This window comes from Ruegeria sp. BHSC029 (genome assembly GCF_059613085.1).
In genome coordinates this window covers 403,433-423,338 of the sequence record NZ_JBXWRU010000001.1, presented here as the reverse complement: position 1 = coordinate 423,338, position 19,906 = coordinate 403,433, and the positions used below count along the sequence as shown (strand labels likewise).

The window sequence follows — 19,906 nt, the reverse complement described above, 5'->3', positions numbered from 1 at the left end:
AGCCCCGGCCGATCGACCGGGGCTTTGATTTTGTGGCGAGTGTCTTGATTACTCGGGGATCAGAACAGTGTCGACGACGTGGATGACGCCGTTGCTTGCCTTGATGTCGGCCTGAACGACATTCGCTCCGTCGACCTTGACGCCGTTCTTGGCATTGACGCTCAGACGTTCGCCCTGAACGGTCAGAACCTTGGCCCGCTTACCAGCGATGTCACCCGACATCACTTTAGCCGGCACAACGTGATAGGTCAGGATGGCGACCAACTGATCCTTGTTTTCGGGCATCAGCAGCGTCTCGACAGTGCCCTCGGGCAGAGCGGCGAACGCTTCATCGGTGGGCGCGAACACCGTGAAGGGGCCTTTGCCCTTCAGCGTGTCCACCAGACCGGCGGCCTGAACAGCGGCAACCAGCGTGTTGAACGACCCGGCCGAAACTGCGGTGTCCACGATGTCTGCGGCTTGGGCTTTCATCGGCAGTGCGAGTGCGACGGCGGCTGCGGCACCCATGAATGTACGACGGAACATGTTTAGTCTCCTCTCCAGCGTGATATGGAAAGGGGTACGCGCGCTTTCAAAAAGCGGATCACGAAAAAATCTGCTTTACCGCTTCTGAACCCAAATACTCTGCGCGCGGCCTTCAGTCAGAAAAGGCAACGCTTCGACGGCATCGGGGCGCGCCTGCTGAAGGTAAAAACCGGGCCAAAGCATTGAAAAAGAACCAGATTGCAGCAAAGCGTGCAGCATGTACTGCTCGCCCCAACCCGGGCAGTCATAGAAAAACCGCTTGGGGTATTCATAGGGCAAAAAAACATCGTGGACATGGATCACGACGCCCGGTTTCAGGTTCGGAATGATGCGGCAGAACAGATGCGCTACGTCATTGCTCATGCGCACGACATGGCTCGAGTCGATGAACAGAACGTCTCCGGCCTCGAGCTGATCGAACACGGATGCGTCGACCTCTTCCAGTCGTTTCTGTTCGAATTGATCAACAACATGCGCGATGTCTGCGCGCGGATACGGGTCGATCGCCGTGATCCGCGTTTCCAAGCCGCCGTCTAGAACAGCTTGCCGGGTCACTCGGGTGGAGTTTCCACATCCGACCTCGACGACGCGTTTCGGCTTGAACCGTCGGATCATCAAGTACAGAGCGTCGGCGTCCGGACTGTCGTAGTACCCGTTGCCGATCCGGTAGCCGGTCTGGTTCCGCTCAGGATCCTTCAAAGCAGCCAGTGCTTCGGCATGGACCGTATATTCTGAGACCAGTTCGGCAATATCGAACCTTTCCATCCCGGGTGACAGGGCATAGGCCGGTCGCGTCAGGCCGCCTGCCCGCTCGAATGCTTCAAGCCGTGCCCGCTCATCCCGCTCGGGGGCCTTGTCGATCAACCGTGTGCCGAACCTGTCCAAGAATGCATTGAGCTTCGGGTATTTCCTTGGTTTCACGACACACGGCTCCGATTATCTGTTTGGCTTCTGCGGTGCTTACCGTTGGCGCACGGGTCAGCGCAAGGTCGATGGCGCCAAAGCCTTGGCAAAAGAGCAGATTCCGTATTCACTGATCCCAAAAGGGAACGGGAGGCCCGCACATGCAGCAGGATTTCACGATCGGCATCGAAGAGGAATACCTGCTTGTCGATCGCGACAGCTTGCAACTGGCGCAGGCGCCCGAGGCATTGATGCAGGCCTGCCAGGCGGATTTTGAGGGTCAGGTCAGCCCGGAATTCCTGCAATGCCAGATCGAGGTTGGAACCCGCCCGCACACGACGGTCAAGTCCGCACGTGAGGACCTCAGGCGGCTGCGGTCCTGTGTCGCCAAGCGCGCCGCCGAGCACAACCTGTCGCCCATCGCTGTATCCTGCCACCCGTTTGCGGATTGGAAAGACCAGCACCACACGCGAAAAGAGCGGTATGACAACCTGCAACACGCGCTGGGGGGTGTCGCCCGGCGCATGCTGATCTGCGGGATGCATGTGCATGTCGGCGTGGACGATCCCGCGCAGCGCGCCGATATCCTGCCGCAACTGTGTTATTTTCTGCCCCACCTCCTGGCGCTTTCAACCTCATCACCCTTCTGGAACGGACAGGATACCGGGCTGTCCTCGTATCGCCTGACGGTGTTCGACAACCTGCCCCGCACCGGCCTGCCCCCTGTTTTTGGCAGCTGGTCCGAATACGAGCGCACCACCGGTGTCCTGGTCGAATTGGGCGTAATCGAGGATACCTCGAAGATCTGGTGGGACCTTCGACCGTCGCACAGCTATCCGACGCTCGAGACGCGGATCATGGATGCGCAGCCTCGCATGGAACATGCGCTGTCGCTGGCGGCCATGGTGCAGGCACTGACCCGAATGCTCTGCCGTCTGAAAGACCGCAACCTGCGATGGCGGCAATATGATCGGTTCCTGATCGGCGAAAACCGTTGGCGCGCGCAGCGCTACGGCGTGGGCGAAGGTCTGATCGACTTCGGAGACCGCTCGATCAAACCGATGCCCGACCTGATGGGCGAGTTGATGGGCATGCTGGCCGAAGATGCCGAAGCATTGGGCACCATGGCCGAGTTGGCCCGTTTGCGTCAGATTGCCGAGAGCGGCACCTCGGCCACGCGGCAGCGTCGCGTTCACGCCGAAGCGCTGGCCAATGGCGACGATCCAGGCCAGGCCGTGGTCCGACACCTGATTGACGAATTCCACGCTGATCTGTGACTCTCATACCGCATTCAGGATCTGCCTGATCCGGTCGGCCACGGGCTCGTACAGGCTGCGGGCTTTCCAATACCCATTGTGCGAAAACGGATTCCATCCGGTGAAGATATTCCCGACCCGAATAGCCTGATCGGTGATCTCACCCGTCCCGACAAGCTGCCCATAGCTGGGCGCGATCGGTCCAAGGGGAAAGCCAAGAACGTCGTGCTTGTCATAATAGTTCTGCCACCAGTTATGGAATTGCAGGGTCAGTGGCAATTCCTGGTTGGGGCGTTGGATCGGCGTGATGTCCTGTTCGGGATAGGCGAACAGAAAGATCGGGATGTTGCAGCCAAACGTGACCATCCCGACTACTGTCTGCATGTCATCCACCGGAACGCCATGCTGCGGCAATCCACCGTGGCGCAGATGGCGCTGAAGGTCATAGATGTAGTTCGACATAATGTGCCCACCCAAGGAATGAGCGACGATCAGGATGGGCGCGCGCTCGCCGATCTGAAACCGGACGATGCGTATCACCTGCGCAACTCGTTCATGGATCGCGGCATAGGTTTTGTCGCTGCCGTCGGGGGTCGGGCGATAGGATGCCGCGTCAGACAGGTTACACACAACGAAACGGCGCGTTCGGTCATAGCCCGTATAGGGGCTTATGCTGTTCAGATAGTCCATCTGCCGGCCCTGCAGGATTTGCGCCCAGATCACCTCGTGCCAGGCAACTTTGCTCATGTCCTGCCCCAACTGCCGCCCCACCCGATCGTGCAAGTCGCTCGAAAACGTCGGCACCGAGGACGGCTGGTTCGGTCCGACCGACTGGCTGCCCATTCCGTGTATCGCAACCACGGCCATCTTGTAATTCGACATCCACAACTCCGATCAATCAATAAAACGAATGGCTCAGCATAACCGCCTTTTGGCAATCGCCCAAATCCGGCGCATGTGCATCACGGGGTTTGCTCCGCGTGAAAAATTTCTGTAAGGATTGCGCAATAAATAAACAGTCGTTCAATTCACGTCGCCACAAGGGGGAGACCGGCCATGGATTTCGCGCTGACCGAGGAACAGACGGCCATTTTCGATATGGCCTACGCGTTCGGGCAAGAACAGATCGCACCTTTCGCCCGCCAGTGGGAGGCCGAGGGCACCATCCCCAAGGATCTGTGGCCCAAGGTCGGCGAGCTGGGCTTCGGCGGGCTGTATGTGTCCGAGGAAAGCGGCGGCTCGGGCTTGACCCGTCTGGACGCCACGCTGGTGTTCGAGGCGCTGTCGATGGCCTGCCCCTCGGTCGCGGCCTTTTTGTCGATCCACAACATGTGCGCCAAGATGCTGGACAGCTTTGCCAGCGACGAATTGAAATCGCGTATCATGCCCGACGTTCTCAGCCTGAACACGGTGCTCAGCTATTGTCTGACCGAACCGGGCTCGGGCTCGGACGCGGCCGCGCTCAAGACGCGGGCCGAGCGCACCAACGAGGGCTATACGCTGAACGGCACCAAGGCCTTCATCTCGGGCGGCGGCTATTCCGACGCCTATGTCTGCATGGTGCGCACAGGCGGCGACGGGCCCAAGGGAATCTCGACCGTCTATGTCGAGGACGGCACAACAGGCCTCAGCTTTGGCGCGCTGGAACAGAAGATGGGCTGGAAAAGCCAGCCCACCGCGCAGGTCCAGTTCGACGACTGCAAGATCCCGGCCGAGAACCTTGTCGGGACCGAGGGCGACGGGTTCAAATACGCGATGATGGGCCTGGACGGCGGGCGCCTGAACATCGCCTCATGCTCGCTGGGCGCGGCGCAGGCGGGGCAGGACATGACGCTGCAATACATGTCCGAACGCAAGGCCTTCGGTCAGACAATCGATCAGTTCCAGGCCCTGCAGTTCCGGCTTGCGGACATGGAGATTGAACTGCAAGCGGCCCGCACCTTCCTGCGACAGGCCGCATGGAAGCTGGATCAGGGCGCGCCCGACGCCACCAAATTCTGCGCGATGGCCAAGAAATTCGTGACCGAGACCGGATCGAAAGTGGTCGATCAGTGCCTGCAGCTGCACGGCGGCTACGGCTATCTGGCCGATTACGGCATCGAAAAGCTTGTGCGCGATCTGCGGGTGCATCAAATTCTGGAAGGCACGAACGAGATAATGCGCGTGATCGTCGCCCGCCAACTGCTCGCCCATCGCTGAGGTTTCCATGTCCGATATCGACATCCGCACCACGGGCCGCGCCGGCCGGATCACCCTGACCCGGCCCAAGGCCGTGAATGCGCTGAGCTATGAGATGTGCATGGCCATCGACGCCGCCCTGCGTAACTGGCGCGAGGATGACGAGGTCGATCTGGTCATCCTTGATGCCGAGGGCGAAAAGGCCTTTTGCGCGGGCGGAGACATCGCCGAGTTGTACGCAACGGGCACCAAGGGCGACTATGTCTATGGGCAGAAGTTCTGGCGCGATGAATACCGCCTGAACGCGTTGATCTTCGAGTATCCCAAGCCGGTGGTCAGCTTCCTGCAGGGCTTTACCATGGGCGGCGGCGTGGGCATCGGCTGTCACGGGACGCACCGGATCGTCGGCGAAAGCTCGAAGATCGCGATGCCCGAATGTTCGATCGGGCTGGTGCCGGATGTGGGTGGGTCGCTGCTGCTGGCGCTGGCGCCGGGGCGGCTGGGCGAATATCTGGGCGTCACCGGCGCGCGCATGGGTCCGGGCGACGCGATCTATGCCGGGTTCGCCGACCACTTCATCCCGCAGGAGCAATGGCCCGATATGATCGAGATGCTCGAGGCCTCGGGCCAAGCCGACCTGCTGGCCGAACACGCCGCCCCTGCCCCGGACCGCACCTTGCCGCAGGACGACATCGACCGTTTCTTCGGTGGGGAAACCCTGGGCGACGTGCTGACCGACCTGCGCAATGGCGACACCGAATTCACCCGCGGAGCGCTTGAGGCGATGGGCCGCAATTCGCCGCTGTCCATGGCCTGCACGATCGAGATGCTGCACCGCCTGTGCGGCCCCGCCCTGACCATGCGCAAGGCGCTGGAGCTGGAATACCGCTTTACCTTCCGATCGATGGAGCACGGCGATTTTCTCGAGGGCATCCGGGCGCAGATCATCGACAAGGACCGCAACCCGAAATGGCAGTTTGCGGACATGAACGTGCCGGCCACGGCGGTATCACGGATGCTGATGCCGCTGGGCGCGGACACGCTGACATTCGAGGAGGAGTGAAACATGAAGATCGGATTCATTGGCCTGGGCAACATGGGCGCGCCGATGGCGGCCAATCTGGCCAAGGCCGGTCACGACGTGACCGGGTTCGACACCGCGGGCGTGTCGGTCGAGGGCGTGACCAAGGCCGAAACGGCCACTGATGCGGTCCGCGGCGCCGAGGCGGTCATCACCATGCTGCCCAATGGCGACATTCTGCGCGCGGTGGCCGATCAGATCATTCCGCACATGGAGAAAGGCGCGGTGTTCATCGACTGTTCGACCGTCGATGTGGACAGCACCCGCGCCGTAGCGGAGCAAGCCGAACAGTCCGGGCTTCTGGCCGTGGACGCGCCGGTTTCGGGCGGAATCGGTGGCGCGGCCGCGGGCACGCTGACCTTCATGGCCGGCGGCTCGGACACGGCCTTTGCCAAGGCGGCCCCGCTGTTCGACATCATGGGCCAGAAGGCGGTGCATTGCGGCGCGGCGGGCGCCGGTCAGGCCGCCAAGATCTGCAACAACATGATCCTGGGTGTCACCATGATCGCCACTTGCGAGGCCTTTGCCTTGGCCGACAAGCTGGGTCTGGACCGGCAGAAGATGTTCGACGTGGTCAGCACCTCGTCGGGCTACAGCTGGAGCATGAACGCCTATTGCCCCGCCCCCGGTGTCGGGCCGCAGTCACCTGCGGACAACGGCTACAAGCCCGGTTTCGCTGCCGAGCTGATGCTCAAGGACCTGCGGCTCAGCCAGCAGGCCGCCGAAAGCGCCGACGCCGACACGCCGATGGGCCAGATCGCCACTGCGCTTTACGAACAGTTCGTCGAAGCCGAAGACGGCAAGGGAATGGATTTCTCGGCCATGCTGCCCCGGTTCGAAAAGCGCGGCCGCAGCTGAGCTTGGGCGGCATTTCGCCGCCCAGGACTTGCACTTCGGGCGGTCATTCCAAAATATCGGGAAACGCGGCATGACGGCGCGACAAACCGAGGGGAACCGCCCATGAAGACACTTATGCATATTGCACTGCTTGCCGGCCTGTCACTGACCCCGGTCGCGACACTGGCTGACAACGGCAAAGGCAAAGGAAAGACCAAGGACACGTTCTCGGTCGAACGTGTGGCCCCGCAGAAGGGCGCAAAATCCGTTGCCAATTGCCCGCCCGGGTTGGCCAAGAAGGCCGTGCCCTGCGTCCCGCCCGGTCAGGCCAAGAACTGGTACAAAGTCGGAGACCGGATTGATCGCGACTATGTCTGGATCGACGATCCGTACCGCTATGGCCTGAAACGTGGCGGCAACTACGTTCGCGCGGGCGACTACGTCTACAGAATCGACCCCGATACGCGCAAAGTGCTGAACCTTATCGGCGCGGTGGCGGATATTCTGTACTGACGCGCAGGCGCCCTATTCGGCCGCCACGCGCTCGGGGTTCAGCATCGGCTTGAGGTATCGCCCGGTGTGGCTGCGCTCGCATTCGGCGACCTCTTCCGGGGCGCCCACGGCAACGATCTCGCCGCCGCCATCGCCACCCTCAGGGCCGATGTCGATGATCCAGTCGGCGGTTTTCACCACGTCCAGATTGTGTTCGATCACGACGACAGTATTGCCCTGATCGACCAGTTCATGCAGCACTTCCAACAGCTTGCGCACATCTTCGAAATGCAGGCCGGTTGTGGGCTCGTCCAGAATGTACAGGGTCCGGCCCGTCGAACGTTTTGCCAGCTCTTTCGAAAGCTTGACTCGCTGCGCCTCGCCGCCCGACAGGGTCGTGGCCTGCTGGCCGACCTTGATGTAGCCCAGCCCCACGCGTGCCAGCGCATCCATCTTGTCGCGGATCGAGGGTACGGCCTTGAAGAACTCCTGCGCGTCTTCGACCGTCATATCCAGCACGTCGGCGATGGACTTGCCCTTGAACTTGATCTCGAGCGTCTCGCGGTTGTAACGCGCGCCCTTGCAGGTCTCGCAGGTGACATAGACGTCGGGCAGGAAATGCATCTCGATCTTGATGACTCCGTCGCCCTGACAGGCCTCGCAGCGCCCGCCCTTGACGTTGAAACTGAACCGCCCGGGCTTGTAGCCCCGCGCCTTCGCCTCGGGCAGACCGGCGAACCAGTCGCGGATCGGGGTGAAGGCGCCGGTATATGTGGCCGGGTTCGACCGTGGCGTGCGCCCGATGGGCCGCTGGTCGATGTCGATCACCTTGTCCAGATGTTCCAGCCCCTTGATCGTTTCGCAGGGCGCAGGCGTCTGACGCGCACCATTCAGACGCATCGAGGCGGTCTTGAACAGCGTCTCGATCGTCAGGGTCGACTTGCCGCCGCCCGACACCCCGGTCACGCAGACGAACTTGCCCAGCGGAAACTCGGCCGTCACGTCTTTGAGGTTGTTGCCCGAAGCCTTTACAACCGTTACCTTTTTCTTGTTCCCCTTGCGCCGCTCGGCGGGCACCGGAATTTCCCGACCCCCCGACAGATACTGCCCTGTAATCGAGGCCGCATCGGCCGCGATCTGCTCGGGCGTGCCGTGGCTGACCACCTGCCCGCCATGCACGCCGGCACCGGGGCCGATGTCGAACACATAATCGGCTTCGCGGATGGCCTCCTCGTCGTGCTCGACGACGATCACGGTGTTGCCCTGATCGCGCAGGTTCTTCAGCGTGCCCAAAAGGCGGTCATTGTCACGCTGATGCAACCCGATCGAGGGTTCGTCCAGCACGTAAAGCACCCCGGTCAAGCCCGAGCCGATCTGGCTGGCCAGCCGGATGCGCTGGCTTTCGCCGCCTGACAGGGTACCACTTGAACGAGACAGCGTAAGGTATTCCAAACCAACGTTATTCAGAAACCCCAACCGCTCACGGATCTCTTTCAGAATCGCGCGGGCAATCTCGTTTTTCTGGGCGCTCAGATGGTTCGGCGCGTCCTCGACCCAGGCCAGAGCTTCTTTGATCGACATTTCGACCACCTGACCGACATGCAGCCCTGCAATCTTGACGGCCAACGCCTCGGGGCGCAGGCGATAGCCCTCGCAAGTGTGGCAGGGACGGTTGTTCTGATACCGTTCGAATTCCTCGCGGATCCACGCGCTGTCGGTTTCGCGATAGCGGCGCTCCATGTTCGGGATAACGCCTTCAAAGCTGCGGGTCACCTGATAGACCCGTCCGCCTTCGTCATAGCGGAACTGGATTTCATCATCGCCCGAGCCATGCAGAAACACCTGCTGCACATGCGCCGGAAGGTCCTTCCACGGCGTGTTCTTGTCGAACTCGTAGTGGCGCGCAATCGCCTCGATCGTTTGCAGGAAATAGGGCGACTTGCCCTTGCGCCATGGGGCCAGTGCGCCGTCATACAGTTTCAAGGTCTGATCGGGCACCACAAGCCGTTCATCGAAAAACAGCTCGACCCCCAGCCCGTCGCAATCCGGGCAAGCCCCAAAGGGCGCGTTGAAGGAAAACAGGCGCGGTTCGATCTCGGGGATGGTGAACCCACTGACCGGACAGGCAAAGTTCTCGGAAAACGTGATGCGCTCGGGCTCTCCCTCGCGCGGGGCGGTCTCCAGTATCGCGATGCCATCGGCCAGGTCCAGCGCGGTGCGCAGGCTGTCGGCCAGGCGGGTCTCCATCCCCTCGCGCACGACGATCCGGTCAACAACCACGTCGATGTCATGGCGGAACTTCTTGTCCAGCGTCGGCGGCTCGTCCAGTTCGTAGAACTGGCCATCGACCTTGACGCGCTGGAACCCCTGCTTGCGCAGTTCCAGAAACTCTTTCTTGTACTCACCCTTGCGGTCGCGAACGATGGGCGCCAGCAGATAGCCTCGGGTGCCCTCCTCCATCGCCATGATCCGATCGACCATGTCCTGAACCTGCTGGGCTTCGATCGGCAAACCGGTGGCAGGGCTGTAGGGCGTGCCTGCGCGCGCGAACAGCAGGCGCAGATAGTCATAGATCTCGGTCACCGTTCCCACGGTCGAGCGTGGGTTTTTCGACGTGGTCTTCTGCTCGATCGAGATCGCCGGGGACAGGCCGCTAATGTGATCCACATCGGGCTTTTCCATCATGTCCAGAAACTGGCGCGCATAGGCCGAAAGGCTTTCGACATAGCGGCGCTGACCCTCGGCATAGATCGTATCGAATGCCAGCGACGACTTTCCTGACCCGGACAGACCCGTGATGACAACCAGCTGATCGCGCGGAATGTCCACGTCAATGTTTTTCAGGTTGTGCTCGCGCGCGCCGCGCACCTCGATATTCTTCAGCTCAGCCATTCAGGCCCCCAACACACAAGTGTCCTAGAGATAGGCGAGCGACGCTGAGTCTCCAACCGAAAAGTTAGAACAAAGTGTGAACGAGTAGATTTTCTCCACTTGGTTCACCCGTCTTCGGGCTTTCGCGCCATGGCCCAGGCACAGATCGGAAAATCCGGGTCGTTTTCCAGACTGTCGGTTTCAGGGTCATAGACGGGCGGCCACACCTGCTCGAGGTTCCGCAAAGCCGCCTGACGGTTGCCCCATTGCGCGGCCTGTATACTTCCCGGATCAAATCCGCATTCGGTCAGCAAGTTGCGCAATCCCCGCGCCGACCAACGCGAACAGTCGTGCGGAGCGGCATGGAAAGGGATGAAGAACGGCACGGCCAACCAGAACCACCCTCCCGGCCGCAGCATTTCCAGCACGTTCAGAGTGGCTTCATAGGGCCGGTCAAGATGTTCCCAGACCTGGTTGGCGAGTATCAGATCGAATTGCCGAACCTCCGCGCGCTCATCCATCAGCGGGCCTTTGCAGATATCGTGTTTACGATGCCAGATCTGGGTATGGCTGCGGAATCCGAACTGCGTTCCCCATTTTCCCGAAATTTCGGCGCAGTCCAGCGCCTCGGGCCCCAGACTACGTATCCATTTCTTGCTTTCCCGAACCATGACGACGCGGTTCAAGCTGACCATCGAAAACCCCGACTGCGTGCTAACTGCCGGGACCGATTGTCCAGAAAAGCAACCCTGTGTCCACAGGGAACGCAACGACTTTTGAGGAGAAGTGGCGCGGTTGACGGGGCTCGAACCCGCGACCCCCGGCGTGACAGGCCGGTACTCTAACCAACTGAGCTACAACCGCGCATTAGGGTCTATGTCGATCCGTTTGCCCGGATCAAAGGCTGGCAGCGATGGCGCGGTTGACGGGGCTCGAACCCGCGACCCCCGGCGTGACAGGCCGGTACTCTAACCAACTGAGCTACAACCGCCCGCTGCCCGTTCATTGCTGAACGTTGGGGTGTATTATGGCCACGCCCGGGCATCGTCAAGCGGCGTTTTCAAGTTTTTTGCACGAACCGGAAAATTTGTTCCCGAGTGCCTTTGGCTTGCTCCTTTGGGATAGTGCCGGCGCGCACCGTTGCGTGAACCGGCACTCGCCGGACTTTCCACCGGCCAGCGTGCTCAATTGCGGTTGCCAGACTGCGCTCCCGCATAGGCTGTCGAATTGAAAGATTGCTTTTTGGTTTGTCCGCAGGAGCCTTGCTCGAACCGAAGGGGAAAGCCCACTCGCTGTGTAGACCCGACTTATCCACTGCCCCGACGTTTACTTGACGACACGGTTTTGCCGAAGTCATGACCCAATCGAGCCACAACCATCTGGGAACTATTTACTTTCTGGCACGTCCACGAGAGAAGAGTCCCTGAAAGAATTCAGAGGCCGGGAATTCCTCCATGGTACTTTCCGATACCCTCCACCATGATCGCGCGCAGCAAACAGGGGGCTGCTAGAGGCCCCAAAAATACTGAAACCAGTTGAACACCAAAGAAGGCGATAATTTTCTATGTCGATTGCCAATACAACCAATCCGGGCGCCAACCCGACCGGGCTTCCGTACGTAGACGGATTGATCTGGGGGACATCCTGGGATCTCAGCACCAATATCGGAGGCCCGGCTGGAACGCTTACATATTCGTTTGATGACGGCACCCTTGGGGATCAACCGTTTGCAAAGTACATGAAGGCGGCAATTCGGGCAGCATTCGACCTGATCGAAACGATCATCCCCATTGAGTTCACCGAGACAAACTTTCTCGCGCCCAATGGCACCATCAACCAGGTGAACCTGACTTATGGCTTGGTGAGCCAAGACACCCTGGGAGGTTCGATCGGGTTTCACCAAGTGCCGGGCGATACGCCTCTGCTGTCCGGCTCACTCGGTTTGGATGCGCTATTTGGCCTGTTTGCGTACGATACCGTTTTGTGGAGCAAGGCTGCTTTGCGTAAGGGCGGTGAAGGCTTCGCGACGGTACTGCATGAAATTCTACATGGCATGGGGTTAGCTCACCCCCATGATGACGGCGGTTCTTCCTCGATCTTTCCCGGGGTTACCCAACCCTTTGACGACTTCGGGACGGACGGACAAAATCAGGGCGTCTACACGATTATGTCCTACAATTCGGGTTACCCCGAAATGTTTCCCCTGCACTACTACGATATCGGCGGCACTGCCTCGCCAATGGCGTTGGACATCGCAGCACTGCAGGCGATCTACGGCACCCAGCAGCACAACACCGAAAACGACGTGTACAAGATCAAAGGATCGAACAAGGTCGGAACGGCCTGGACCTCAATTTGGGATACTGGCGGAATCGACACACTTTCGGCCGCCGGTGTCGGGCGTTCAGTGACGATCAACCTGAACGACGCCGACCTCAAGGGGGAGGACGCCGGAGGTGCAGTATCATCCGCCGAAGGTGTTCGCGGCGGTTTTACAATCGCCAATTCTGTCGTCATCGAGAACGCGATTGGCGGCAACGGTGGGGACGCCATCCTCGGAAACGAGGTTGGCAACGTCCTGCAGGGTCGCGGTGGTTCCGACACCATCTACGGCGCCGAGGGTGAAGATACACTCAGCGGCGGCGGTGGCCACGATACGTTGTCTGGTGACACTGGTGCCGATACGGTTCTTGGCGGCGGCGGCAAGGACAACATCCTCGCGCAGGACGCGGACGGAAACGATGTTCTGGACGGAGGTGGTGGCAGCGACTGGATTCGCTTCCTCGGCACCGGGGCTGCCACTGTTGATCTGTCGAATATCGAGGCGCAGGACACCGGGTACGGCGTTGACACTTTGCAACGCATCGAAAACGTTTCCGGGACCGCTCAAGCTGACCAGATAACCGGGTCCAAAAAAGCCAACATCCTGCAGGGTAATGATGGAAACGACACACTCAACGGCCTGGAAGGAAGGGACACACTGGAAGGCGGTCAAGGAAATGACACTCTGACAGGCGGAACAGGATCCGACAAACTGCTGGGCGGCACCGGTCAAGATATCTTGGCCGGAGGAACCGGAAAAGACTTCCTGACCGGTGGCGAGGATGCCGATACCTTCGTGTTCAACACGATAAAGGACAGCTCAAAATCCGCAGGCTCGGCGGATGTCATCACCGATTTCGAAGTCGGCGTGGACAAGATTGACCTCAGCGGAATTGACGCCAGCACGGTTCTGGATGGCGATGATGCTTTCACCTTCAACGGAACGACGCCGTTCTCGACTGCGGATGAAGGTGAGATCTACTACAAGCAGATCGATTCTCGCGGAACGGCTTCGGACAGGACCCTGGTCTTCATCGACACCGACGGGGACAAATCGCCCGAGATGGTCATCCGCTTGAATGGCCTCCTTGACCTGACAGCGGACGACTTCATCCTCTAGAAACGGCGCGATTCTCGAATGGACAAGGCCCCGGATTTCCGGGGCATTTTCGTAGGAACGACTACCTGCAACACGAGCCGACGCCTCAGAATGACCGTGTCGATTTCACAGCTTGGCGCAGGATATCCTCATGCCTGAAGAGGTTTAGAACTCCAGCCATCTCCCCTCTTGCAGCCGGATAAAAAGCACTGTAATACGCCGCCCTACGGGTGATTAGCTCAGTGGTAGAGCGCTTCGTTCACATCGAAGATGTCAGGAGTTCAAATCTCTTATCACCCACCATTCCCTCTCTTTTTCAACGCTTGAAACGGATGAGACTCGGCGTCTATCCTTGAGTTCGGGCCGGTGCAGCACCGGCATGGCAATCAGGGACATGCATGGCCGAACTAAAGCGCGACATCGGCTTGGTGGGTCTGACATTCATATCTGTCGGAGGAATCATTGGCTCAGGATGGCTGTTCGGGCCGCTTCTGGCCGTTCAGCACGCAGGCCCCGCGGCCGTTTTGTCCTGGGTCATCGGGGCCGTCGCAATGTTCATTCTGGCCATCACATTCGCCGAAATCTCTGCCATGTTGCCGATCCCCGGAGGGATCGCTCGGGTTCCGCAGTTTTCGCACGGCAATATCGTCGCCATGACGATGGGTTGGACTGCCTGGATCGGGTACAACACGACCGCTCCGATCGAGGTCGAGGCAATGCTGTCCTACCTCGCACCCTATGCACGCTGGCTGCATGCGCCATCTGGTGACCTGACCGCGCCCGGACAGGCTGTGGCCTTGGCATTCATGGTGTTCTTCGTCCTGATCAACATGCTTGGCGTAAAGTTCTTTGCGCGGGTCAACACAATGATAACAAGCGCAAAAGTGGCCATTCCAATCCTGTTGTCCGTGGTGCTGATCCTTTCACGTTTCAATGCCGAGAACTTCACGCAGCCCGAGGGGTTCGCACCGTATGGGCTCAAGGGAATAATGGCCGCCGTTTCGACCGGTGGTGTAATCTTCTCGTTCATCGGGTTCAGGCATGTGGTCGACATGGCAGGCGAGGTACGAAACCCGAAATTCGACATTCCGGCGGCGCTTGTATTGTCGATCATCATGTGTGCGGCGATCTATCTGGGCCTGCAGATCGCTTTCATCGGCTCGCTCGACCCTCAGATGCTGGCGCAGGGCTGGGCCAAGCTGAGTTTTGCCGGAGAAGGCCCTTTGGACGGGGTCATAATGTCCGTTGGGATATTGTGGTTCATCAGCATCCTAAACGTCGGCTCGGTGATCGGACCGTTCGGAAACGCCCTCGTGGCCACCGGCTCGAACGCTCGGATCGCGATGGCCCTGTCGCAGAACGGGTTTCTGCCCGCGCGCATCCAACACCTGTCGGCATTTGGCGTGCCCATCTGGGCGCTGGTGCTCAACTTCCTGATTGGCACTCTTTTCCTTTTGACCATTCCCTTTGAGACGGTGATCGCCCTGAACGGGGCAGCGATCGTCCTGTCCTTCGCCGTCGGCCCCATCGCCGTTGTATGCCTGCGCAGCCTATTGCCAGACAGGCCCCGCTCGATCCGCGTTCCAGCGGTTGGTTTTGTCGGAATGCTGGCCTTTGCGATTGCAACTCTGATCGTCTACTGGAGCGGCTGGGATACGGTCTGGCGCCTGGGCATCACCCTTCTGATCGGACTGCTCCTGCTTTTGGCGCGGTTTCGGGGACGCCTGGAACAGATGGATCTCAAACAGGCCTTGTGGCTCGCGCCCTATCTGGCTGGACTGGGGTTGATCTCGTTTCTTGGTCAATTCGGAGACGGTGCGCTGCACCTGATCCCGTTCGGGTGGGACATCTTGTTGTGCACCCTGCTGTCATCGACCATTTTTTGGATCGCAGTCCGGTCCGCCCTGCCCCCTGAGAAATTCCAGCGCTACATAGACGAGGAAGAAGTTCTGGACCCATCAAAACCTGTAATCGGGCTTTGAATCAGAAAGAGCGGGGATTATTCCCCGCCCTTCTCGTTGTTTTCAGATCAGTGCGCCGTGGCTGAAGGTCCACTGTTATCCGAAGCCTTGGCCGCTGCGGCCGCGGCTTCTTCGGCGGCCTCGTCCCATTCGATCGGCTCAGGTTTGCGCACCAGTGCGCGCTCCAGAACTTCGGACACGTGCTTGACCGGGATGATCTCCAGCCCTTCCTTCACGTTGTCGGGGATGTCGGCCAGATCCTTCTCGTTTTCTTCCGGAATAAGCACCGTCTTGATGCCACCCCGCAAAGCTGCGAGCAGTTTCTCCTTCAACCCGCCGATCGGCATGGCGTTGCCACGCAGCGAAACTTCGCCCGTCATGGCGATGTCCTTGCGGACCGGGATACCGGTCAGAACCGACACGATCGAAGTCACCATCGCCAGGCCGGCGCTGGGTCCATCCTTGGGAGTCGCGCCGTCAGGCACGTGCACATGGATGTCGATCTTGTCGAACTGCGGCGGTTTGACCCCGATCTGAGGCGAAATCGACCGCACATAGGACGAAGCCGCGTCGATGGATTCCTTCATCACATCGCCCAGCTTGCCTGTGGTCTTCATCCGACCCTTGCCTGGCAGCTTCAACGCCTCGATATGCAGCAGGTCGCCACCGACCGAGGTCCAGGCCAGACCGGTCACAACGCCGACCTGATCATCCTGTTCAGCCAAACCGTAACGGAACTTGGGTACACCCAGGAACTCGTGCAGGTTCTCAGCCGTCACGACAACCCGGTCGGTCTCGTTCTTGATGATCCGGGTCAACGATTTGCGCGCCACCTTGGCAATCTCGCGCTCAAGATTCCGCACACCGGCCTCGCGGGTATAGGTGCGAATGATCGCGGTCAGCGCCTCATCGGTCAGCTCGAACTCTTTGGCTTTCAGCCCGTGGTTCTTCACCTGCTTCGAGATCAGGTGCTGCTTTGCGATCTCGCGCTTTTCGTCCTCGGTGTAGCCGGCCAGCGGAATGATCTCCATCCGGTCCAGAAGCGGCCCAGGCATGTTGTAGCTGTTGGACGTGGTCAGGAACATCACGTTCGACAGGTCGTATTCGACCTCAAGATAGTGGTCCATGAACGTGCTGTTCTGTTCCGGGTCCAGCACCTCGAGCATGGCCGAAGCCGGATCACCACGGAAATCCTGCCCCATCTTGTCGATTTCATCGAGCAAGATCAGCGGGTTCGTGGTTTTCGCCTTTTTCAGCGCCTGGATGATCTTGCCGGGCATCGAGCCGATATAGGTCCGGCGGTGACCGCGGATCTCGGATTCATCGCGCACCCCACCCAACGAGATGCGGATGAACTCGCGCCCCGTGGCCTTGGCGACCGACTTCCCAAGCGAGGTCTTGCCCACGCCCGGAGGGCCGACAAGGCACATGATCGGGCCTTTCAACTTCTTCGAGCGCTGCTGAACCGCCAGATACTCGACGATCCGCTCCTTGACCTTTTCGAGGCCATAGTGATCGGCATCGAGGATCTGCTGCGCCCGGCCAAGGTCTTTCTTGACCCGAGACTTGGTGCCCCAAGGCAGCGACAGGATCCAATCCAGATAGTTGCGCACCACGGTCGCTTCGGCCGACATCGGCGACATGTTCTTGAGCTTTTTCAGCTCGCCTTCCGCCTTTTCGCGGGCTTCTTTCGAAAGCTTGGTCTCGGCGATCTTGGCTTCCAGCTCGGCGATCTCGTTCGCGCCGTCCTCGCCATCGCCCAGCTCCTTCTGAATGGCCTTCATCTGCTCATTCAGATAGTATTCGCGCTGGGTCTTCTCCATCTGCGACTTGACGCGGGTCTTGATCTTCTTCTCGACCTGAAGAACCGACATTTCGCCCTGCATCAGGCCGTAGACCTTTTCCAGACGCTCGCTGATGCTGAGCGTTTCCAGCAGGTCCTGCTTCTGTTCGACCTCGATGCCAAGGTGACCCGAAACCAAATCGGCCAGTTTCGCCGGATCGGTTGTCTCACTGACAGCGGTCAGGGCTTCTTCCGGGATGTTCTTGCGAACTTTGGCGTACCGCTCGAACTCATCGGCGACGGTACGCAAAAGCGCCTGCGTCGTCGTTACGTCGCCGGGAATTTCGGTCAGGTATTCGGCGCGGGCCTCAAAGAATTCTTCATTCTCAATGAACTCCGAAATCTTGACGCGTGCCTGCCCTTCGACCAGCACTTTGACAGTGCCATCGGGCAATTTGAGCAACTGCAGGACATTTGCCAGAACGCCGCTGCGGTAGATACCGTCCTGGGTCGGGTCGTCGACGGAAGGATCAACTTGACTGGACAGCAGAATTTGCTTGTCATCCTGCATCACCTCTTCCAGCGCGCGCACCGACTTTTCACGCCCCACGAACAGCGGGACGATCATGTGCGGAAACACGACAATGTCGCGCAGCGGCAGAACGGGGTATGAGGAATTAAGAGGCTCTTGCATGCTCTATCCTTATCATTGGCAAGATGGCACTGACCCCTGTTTCAGGCAGCCGTCGGCCATCTCCTTTCTCGGACGATAAAGGTGGGGCGCGGACCGCCCCATTTCAACCTCGTCGCCTTACCTGTACAAATCAGAATGGCCCGAGGTTTCCCCGACTGCAAGGCATCGCGACAACATATCCACCGAAATGAGTGCGACATCCCTATTCACTTCGCGGTTTCGGGTTAGAACACCCGCTGCACCGCCCGTGACAGAAAAAACCCGTGGCCATCCAGGTTGCGGCATTCCAGACCCTTCTTGGACGAGCTGCAGGTCAATCCTCCGAACCGACCGGTGACGCCGTATTCCGCGCGCTCAAACCCGTCCCGGTTCCGATTCAGCGTCTGGCACAGCATTTTCACGGGACCGGTGTCGAACATCTGAAAGTCATGGCCCCAGTCAGATTGACAATCTGCGGGGCGCGGTAACGCCGGAGGCCCGTGCTTTTCTATGATCGTGCACCGAATATCCGAGGACTCCGCGCTTTCGCCCACCGAACACTGAATGTTTTCGGATGGGGTTTCAAAGGTCCAGACGTCTGCAATGGCAGGGAATGCGCAAAAAATGACTGCGCCGAGGAAAAAGCGGAACATCAAAAGATCTCCGGGTCAAAAAAACAACTTTGAGCAAAGTTGGTTCAGAATACCGGAAAACCCCGCGATTGTCACCGGAACAGACAGGCTACAGGGGCTCGATATCACCCAGCGCCCGCTGCGCATGGAACTCGGCCTGCCAGACCTCGAATGCACCGGCGGCGATGGCGTCCCGCATACCCTGCATGATCTCTTGGAAATAATGCAGATTGTGCCAGGTCAGCAGCATGCCCGAAATCATTTCGTTGGCCCGGAATACATGGTGCAGGTAGGCGCGCGAGTAATTCGAGCAGGCTGGGCACGTGCACTGTTCGTCCAGCGGACGCGGATCGTCGGCGTGGCGGGCGTTCTTGATGTTCACGACCCCGCGGCGGGTGAACACCTGCCCCGTCCGTCCCGAGCGCGACGGCAGCACGCAATCCATCATGTCGATCCCGCGCGCCACGGCGCCCACGATGTCGTCGGGCTTGCCCACGCCCATCAGATAGCGCGGCTTATCGGTCGGCAGGAAATCAGGCGCATAGTCCAGACAGTCGAACATGGCCTCCTGCCCCTCGCCCACCGCGAGGCCACCAACGGCATATCCCTCGAACCCGATGGCCTTCAGCGCCTCGGCGCTTTCCTCGCGTAGGTCGCGCTCCAACCCGCCCTGCATGATCCCGAACAGCGCATGGCCGGGCCGATCGCCAAAGGCCTCGCGGGACCGTTCGGCCCATCGCATCGACAGGCGCATCGACTCGGCGATCCGGTCGCGATCGGCAGGCAAGGCGGGGCATTCGTCGAAACACATTACGATATCCGACCCCAGCAGGCGCTGGATCTCCATCGACCGCTCGGGTGTCAGCTCGTGTTTGGACCCGTCGATGTGCGATTTGAAGGTCACGCCCTTCTCGGTCAGCTTGCGCAGGCCCGCCAGGGACATCACTTGAAACCCGCCCGAGTCGGTCAGGATCGGGCGGTCCCAGTTCATGAATTTGTGCAGCCCGCCCAGGCGGTCGATCCGTTCGGCCGTGGGCCGCAGCATCAGGTGATAGGTGTTGCCCAGCAGGATGTCGGCTCCGGTCGCCCGCACGCTTTCGGGCATCATCGCCTTGACCGTCGCGGCGGTGCCCACGGGCATGAAGGCCGGCGTGCGCACCTCGCCCCGCGGCGTGTGGATCACGCCGGTGCGGGCCTTGCCGTCGGTGGCCTTCAATTCGAATGAGAAACGCTGGGTCATGTCATCGCCTCGGGTCGCTGAACCGGGCAGGCTTTGCCCGATCGGAGCGCGCA

Annotated in this window: 15 protein-coding genes and 3 tRNA genes; 8 read left to right on the top strand and 10 right to left on the bottom strand. The window is 60.0% G+C overall.

The features are described 5' to 3' along the window. Nucleotides 1-48 precede the first annotated feature (48 nt). Nucleotides 49-525 carry a fasciclin domain-containing protein gene (locus AC2FML_RS01990; protein ID WP_170389972.1) on the bottom strand — a complete coding sequence of 159 codons (477 nt, stop codon included), beginning with the start codon at nucleotides 523-525 and terminating at the stop codon, nucleotides 49-51. Between the two features lie 75 nt (nucleotides 526-600). After that, nucleotides 601-1,446, bottom strand: coding sequence for a class I SAM-dependent methyltransferase (locus AC2FML_RS01985; RefSeq protein WP_496781765.1), 846 nt, complete (start codon nucleotides 1,444-1,446; stop codon nucleotides 601-603). A gap of 143 nt (nucleotides 1,447-1,589) precedes the next feature. On the opposite strand from AC2FML_RS01985, the gene AC2FML_RS01980 reads away from it, so the two are divergent. Then, on the top strand, nucleotides 1,590-2,705 hold the full coding sequence (locus AC2FML_RS01980) for a carboxylate-amine ligase (protein WP_496781763.1): 1,116 nt from the start codon (nucleotides 1,590-1,592) through the stop codon (nucleotides 2,703-2,705). A gap of 3 nt (nucleotides 2,706-2,708) precedes the next feature. Here the strand turns inward: AC2FML_RS01980 and AC2FML_RS01975 are convergent, their stop codons facing one another. Further along, the gene (locus AC2FML_RS01975; RefSeq protein ID WP_496781761.1) at nucleotides 2,709-3,566 is read right to left on the bottom strand and encodes a hypothetical protein; all 858 of its coding nucleotides are present in this window, start codon (nucleotides 3,564-3,566) and stop codon (nucleotides 2,709-2,711) included. A 174-nt stretch (nucleotides 3,567-3,740) separates the two neighbouring features. On the opposite strand from AC2FML_RS01975, the gene AC2FML_RS01970 reads away from it, so the two are divergent. From AC2FML_RS01970 to AC2FML_RS01955, 4 genes are all read left to right on the top strand, one after another. Beyond that, a complete protein-coding gene (locus tag AC2FML_RS01970) occupies nucleotides 3,741-4,883 on the top strand; it encodes an acyl-CoA dehydrogenase family protein (RefSeq protein ID WP_496781759.1) in 1,143 nt (380 codons plus the stop codon). Nucleotides 4,884-4,890: 7 nt separating this feature from the next. Further along, complete coding sequence (locus tag AC2FML_RS01965; protein WP_496781757.1) at nucleotides 4,891-5,925, top strand: enoyl-CoA hydratase/isomerase family protein; 1,035 nt, start codon at nucleotides 4,891-4,893, stop codon at nucleotides 5,923-5,925. A 3-nt stretch (nucleotides 5,926-5,928) separates the two neighbouring features. Then, nucleotides 5,929-6,801 (top strand): 3-hydroxyisobutyrate dehydrogenase, encoded by an 873-nt coding sequence (gene mmsB, locus AC2FML_RS01960; RefSeq protein WP_254442061.1) that lies wholly within the window; start codon nucleotides 5,929-5,931, stop codon nucleotides 6,799-6,801. Nucleotides 6,802-6,903: 102 nt separating this feature from the next. Further along, nucleotides 6,904-7,293 carry a hypothetical protein gene (locus tag AC2FML_RS01955; RefSeq protein WP_170455126.1) on the top strand — a complete coding sequence of 130 codons (390 nt, stop codon included), beginning with the start codon at nucleotides 6,904-6,906 and terminating at the stop codon, nucleotides 7,291-7,293. Between the two features lie 12 nt (nucleotides 7,294-7,305). Here the strand turns inward: AC2FML_RS01955 and uvrA are convergent, their stop codons facing one another. The 4 genes from uvrA to AC2FML_RS01935 form a co-directional block, all read right to left on the bottom strand. Continuing rightward, nucleotides 7,306-10,164: an excinuclease ABC subunit UvrA gene (gene uvrA, locus AC2FML_RS01950; RefSeq protein WP_496781754.1), complete on the bottom strand. Its 2,859-nt coding sequence runs from the start codon at nucleotides 10,162-10,164 to the stop codon at nucleotides 7,306-7,308. 104 nt (nucleotides 10,165-10,268) lie between these two features. Then, entirely contained in the window at nucleotides 10,269-10,838 is a 570-nt protein-coding gene (locus AC2FML_RS01945; protein WP_170389961.1) for a methyltransferase domain-containing protein, read from the bottom strand. A gap of 92 nt (nucleotides 10,839-10,930) precedes the next feature. Continuing rightward, a tRNA-Asp gene (locus AC2FML_RS01940) sits at nucleotides 10,931-11,007 on the bottom strand. 50 nt (nucleotides 11,008-11,057) lie between these two features. Continuing rightward, nucleotides 11,058-11,134, bottom strand: a tRNA-Asp gene (locus AC2FML_RS01935). Between the two features lie 573 nt (nucleotides 11,135-11,707). Here AC2FML_RS01935 and AC2FML_RS01930 point away from each other — a divergent pair. From AC2FML_RS01930 to AC2FML_RS01920, 3 genes are all read left to right on the top strand, one after another. Continuing rightward, nucleotides 11,708-13,585, top strand: coding sequence for a M10 family metallopeptidase C-terminal domain-containing protein (locus tag AC2FML_RS01930; RefSeq protein ID WP_496781752.1), 1,878 nt, complete (start codon nucleotides 11,708-11,710; stop codon nucleotides 13,583-13,585). Nucleotides 13,586-13,792: 207 nt separating this feature from the next. Further along, nucleotides 13,793-13,867: transfer RNA gene (locus tag AC2FML_RS01925), tRNA-Val, on the top strand. A 95-nt stretch (nucleotides 13,868-13,962) separates the two neighbouring features. Beyond that, nucleotides 13,963-15,546 carry an APC family permease gene (locus AC2FML_RS01920; RefSeq protein ID WP_170445731.1) on the top strand — a complete coding sequence of 528 codons (1,584 nt, stop codon included), beginning with the start codon at nucleotides 13,963-13,965 and terminating at the stop codon, nucleotides 15,544-15,546. 47 nt (nucleotides 15,547-15,593) lie between these two features. Here the strand turns inward: AC2FML_RS01920 and lon are convergent, their stop codons facing one another. The 3 genes from lon to tgt all read right to left on the bottom strand — a co-directional run bounded on the left by lon (nucleotide 15,594) and on the right by tgt (nucleotide 19,853). Then, complete coding sequence (gene lon, locus AC2FML_RS01915; protein ID WP_170368385.1) at nucleotides 15,594-18,002, bottom strand: endopeptidase La; 2,409 nt, start codon at nucleotides 18,000-18,002, stop codon at nucleotides 15,594-15,596. A 224-nt stretch (nucleotides 18,003-18,226) separates the two neighbouring features. After that, complete coding sequence (locus AC2FML_RS01910) at nucleotides 18,227-18,634, bottom strand: DUF6636 domain-containing protein (protein ID WP_496781750.1); 408 nt, start codon at nucleotides 18,632-18,634, stop codon at nucleotides 18,227-18,229. Between the two features lie 88 nt (nucleotides 18,635-18,722). Further along, nucleotides 18,723-19,853 (bottom strand): tRNA guanosine(34) transglycosylase Tgt, encoded by a 1,131-nt coding sequence (gene tgt, locus AC2FML_RS01905; RefSeq protein WP_170437401.1) that lies wholly within the window; start codon nucleotides 19,851-19,853, stop codon nucleotides 18,723-18,725. Between the last annotated feature and the right edge of the window lie 53 nt (nucleotides 19,854-19,906).

Excerpts from the sequence above, each read along its gene's own strand:
- AC2FML_RS01990 (WP_170389972.1), bottom strand. The coding sequence starts at position 525 with ATGTTCCGTCGTACATTCATGGGTGCCGCAGCCGCCGTCGCACTCGCA.
- AC2FML_RS01980 (WP_496781763.1), top strand. The coding sequence starts at position 1,590 with ATGCAGCAGGATTTCACGATCGGCATCGAAGAGGAATACCTGCTTGTC.
- AC2FML_RS01975 (WP_496781761.1), bottom strand. The coding sequence starts at position 3,566 with ATGTCGAATTACAAGATGGCCGTGGTTGCGATACACGGAATGGGCAGC.
- AC2FML_RS01970 (WP_496781759.1), top strand. The coding sequence starts at position 3,741 with ATGGATTTCGCGCTGACCGAGGAACAGACGGCCATTTTCGATATGGCC.
- AC2FML_RS01965 (WP_496781757.1), top strand. The coding sequence starts at position 4,891 with ATGTCCGATATCGACATCCGCACCACGGGCCGCGCCGGCCGGATCACC.
- mmsB (WP_254442061.1), top strand. The coding sequence starts at position 5,929 with ATGAAGATCGGATTCATTGGCCTGGGCAACATGGGCGCGCCGATGGCG.
- AC2FML_RS01955 (WP_170455126.1), top strand. The coding sequence starts at position 6,904 with ATGAAGACACTTATGCATATTGCACTGCTTGCCGGCCTGTCACTGACC.
- uvrA (WP_496781754.1), bottom strand. The coding sequence starts at position 10,164 with ATGGCTGAGCTGAAGAATATCGAGGTGCGCGGCGCGCGCGAGCACAAC.
- AC2FML_RS01945 (WP_170389961.1), bottom strand. The coding sequence starts at position 10,838 with ATGGTCAGCTTGAACCGCGTCGTCATGGTTCGGGAAAGCAAGAAATGG.
- AC2FML_RS01930 (WP_496781752.1), top strand. The coding sequence starts at position 11,708 with ATGTCGATTGCCAATACAACCAATCCGGGCGCCAACCCGACCGGGCTT.
- AC2FML_RS01920 (WP_170445731.1), top strand. The coding sequence starts at position 13,963 with ATGGCCGAACTAAAGCGCGACATCGGCTTGGTGGGTCTGACATTCATA.
- lon (WP_170368385.1), bottom strand. The coding sequence starts at position 18,002 with ATGCAAGAGCCTCTTAATTCCTCATACCCCGTTCTGCCGCTGCGCGAC.
- AC2FML_RS01910 (WP_496781750.1), bottom strand. The coding sequence starts at position 18,634 with ATGTTCCGCTTTTTCCTCGGCGCAGTCATTTTTTGCGCATTCCCTGCC.
- tgt (WP_170437401.1), bottom strand. The coding sequence starts at position 19,853 with ATGACCCAGCGTTTCTCATTCGAATTGAAGGCCACCGACGGCAAGGCC.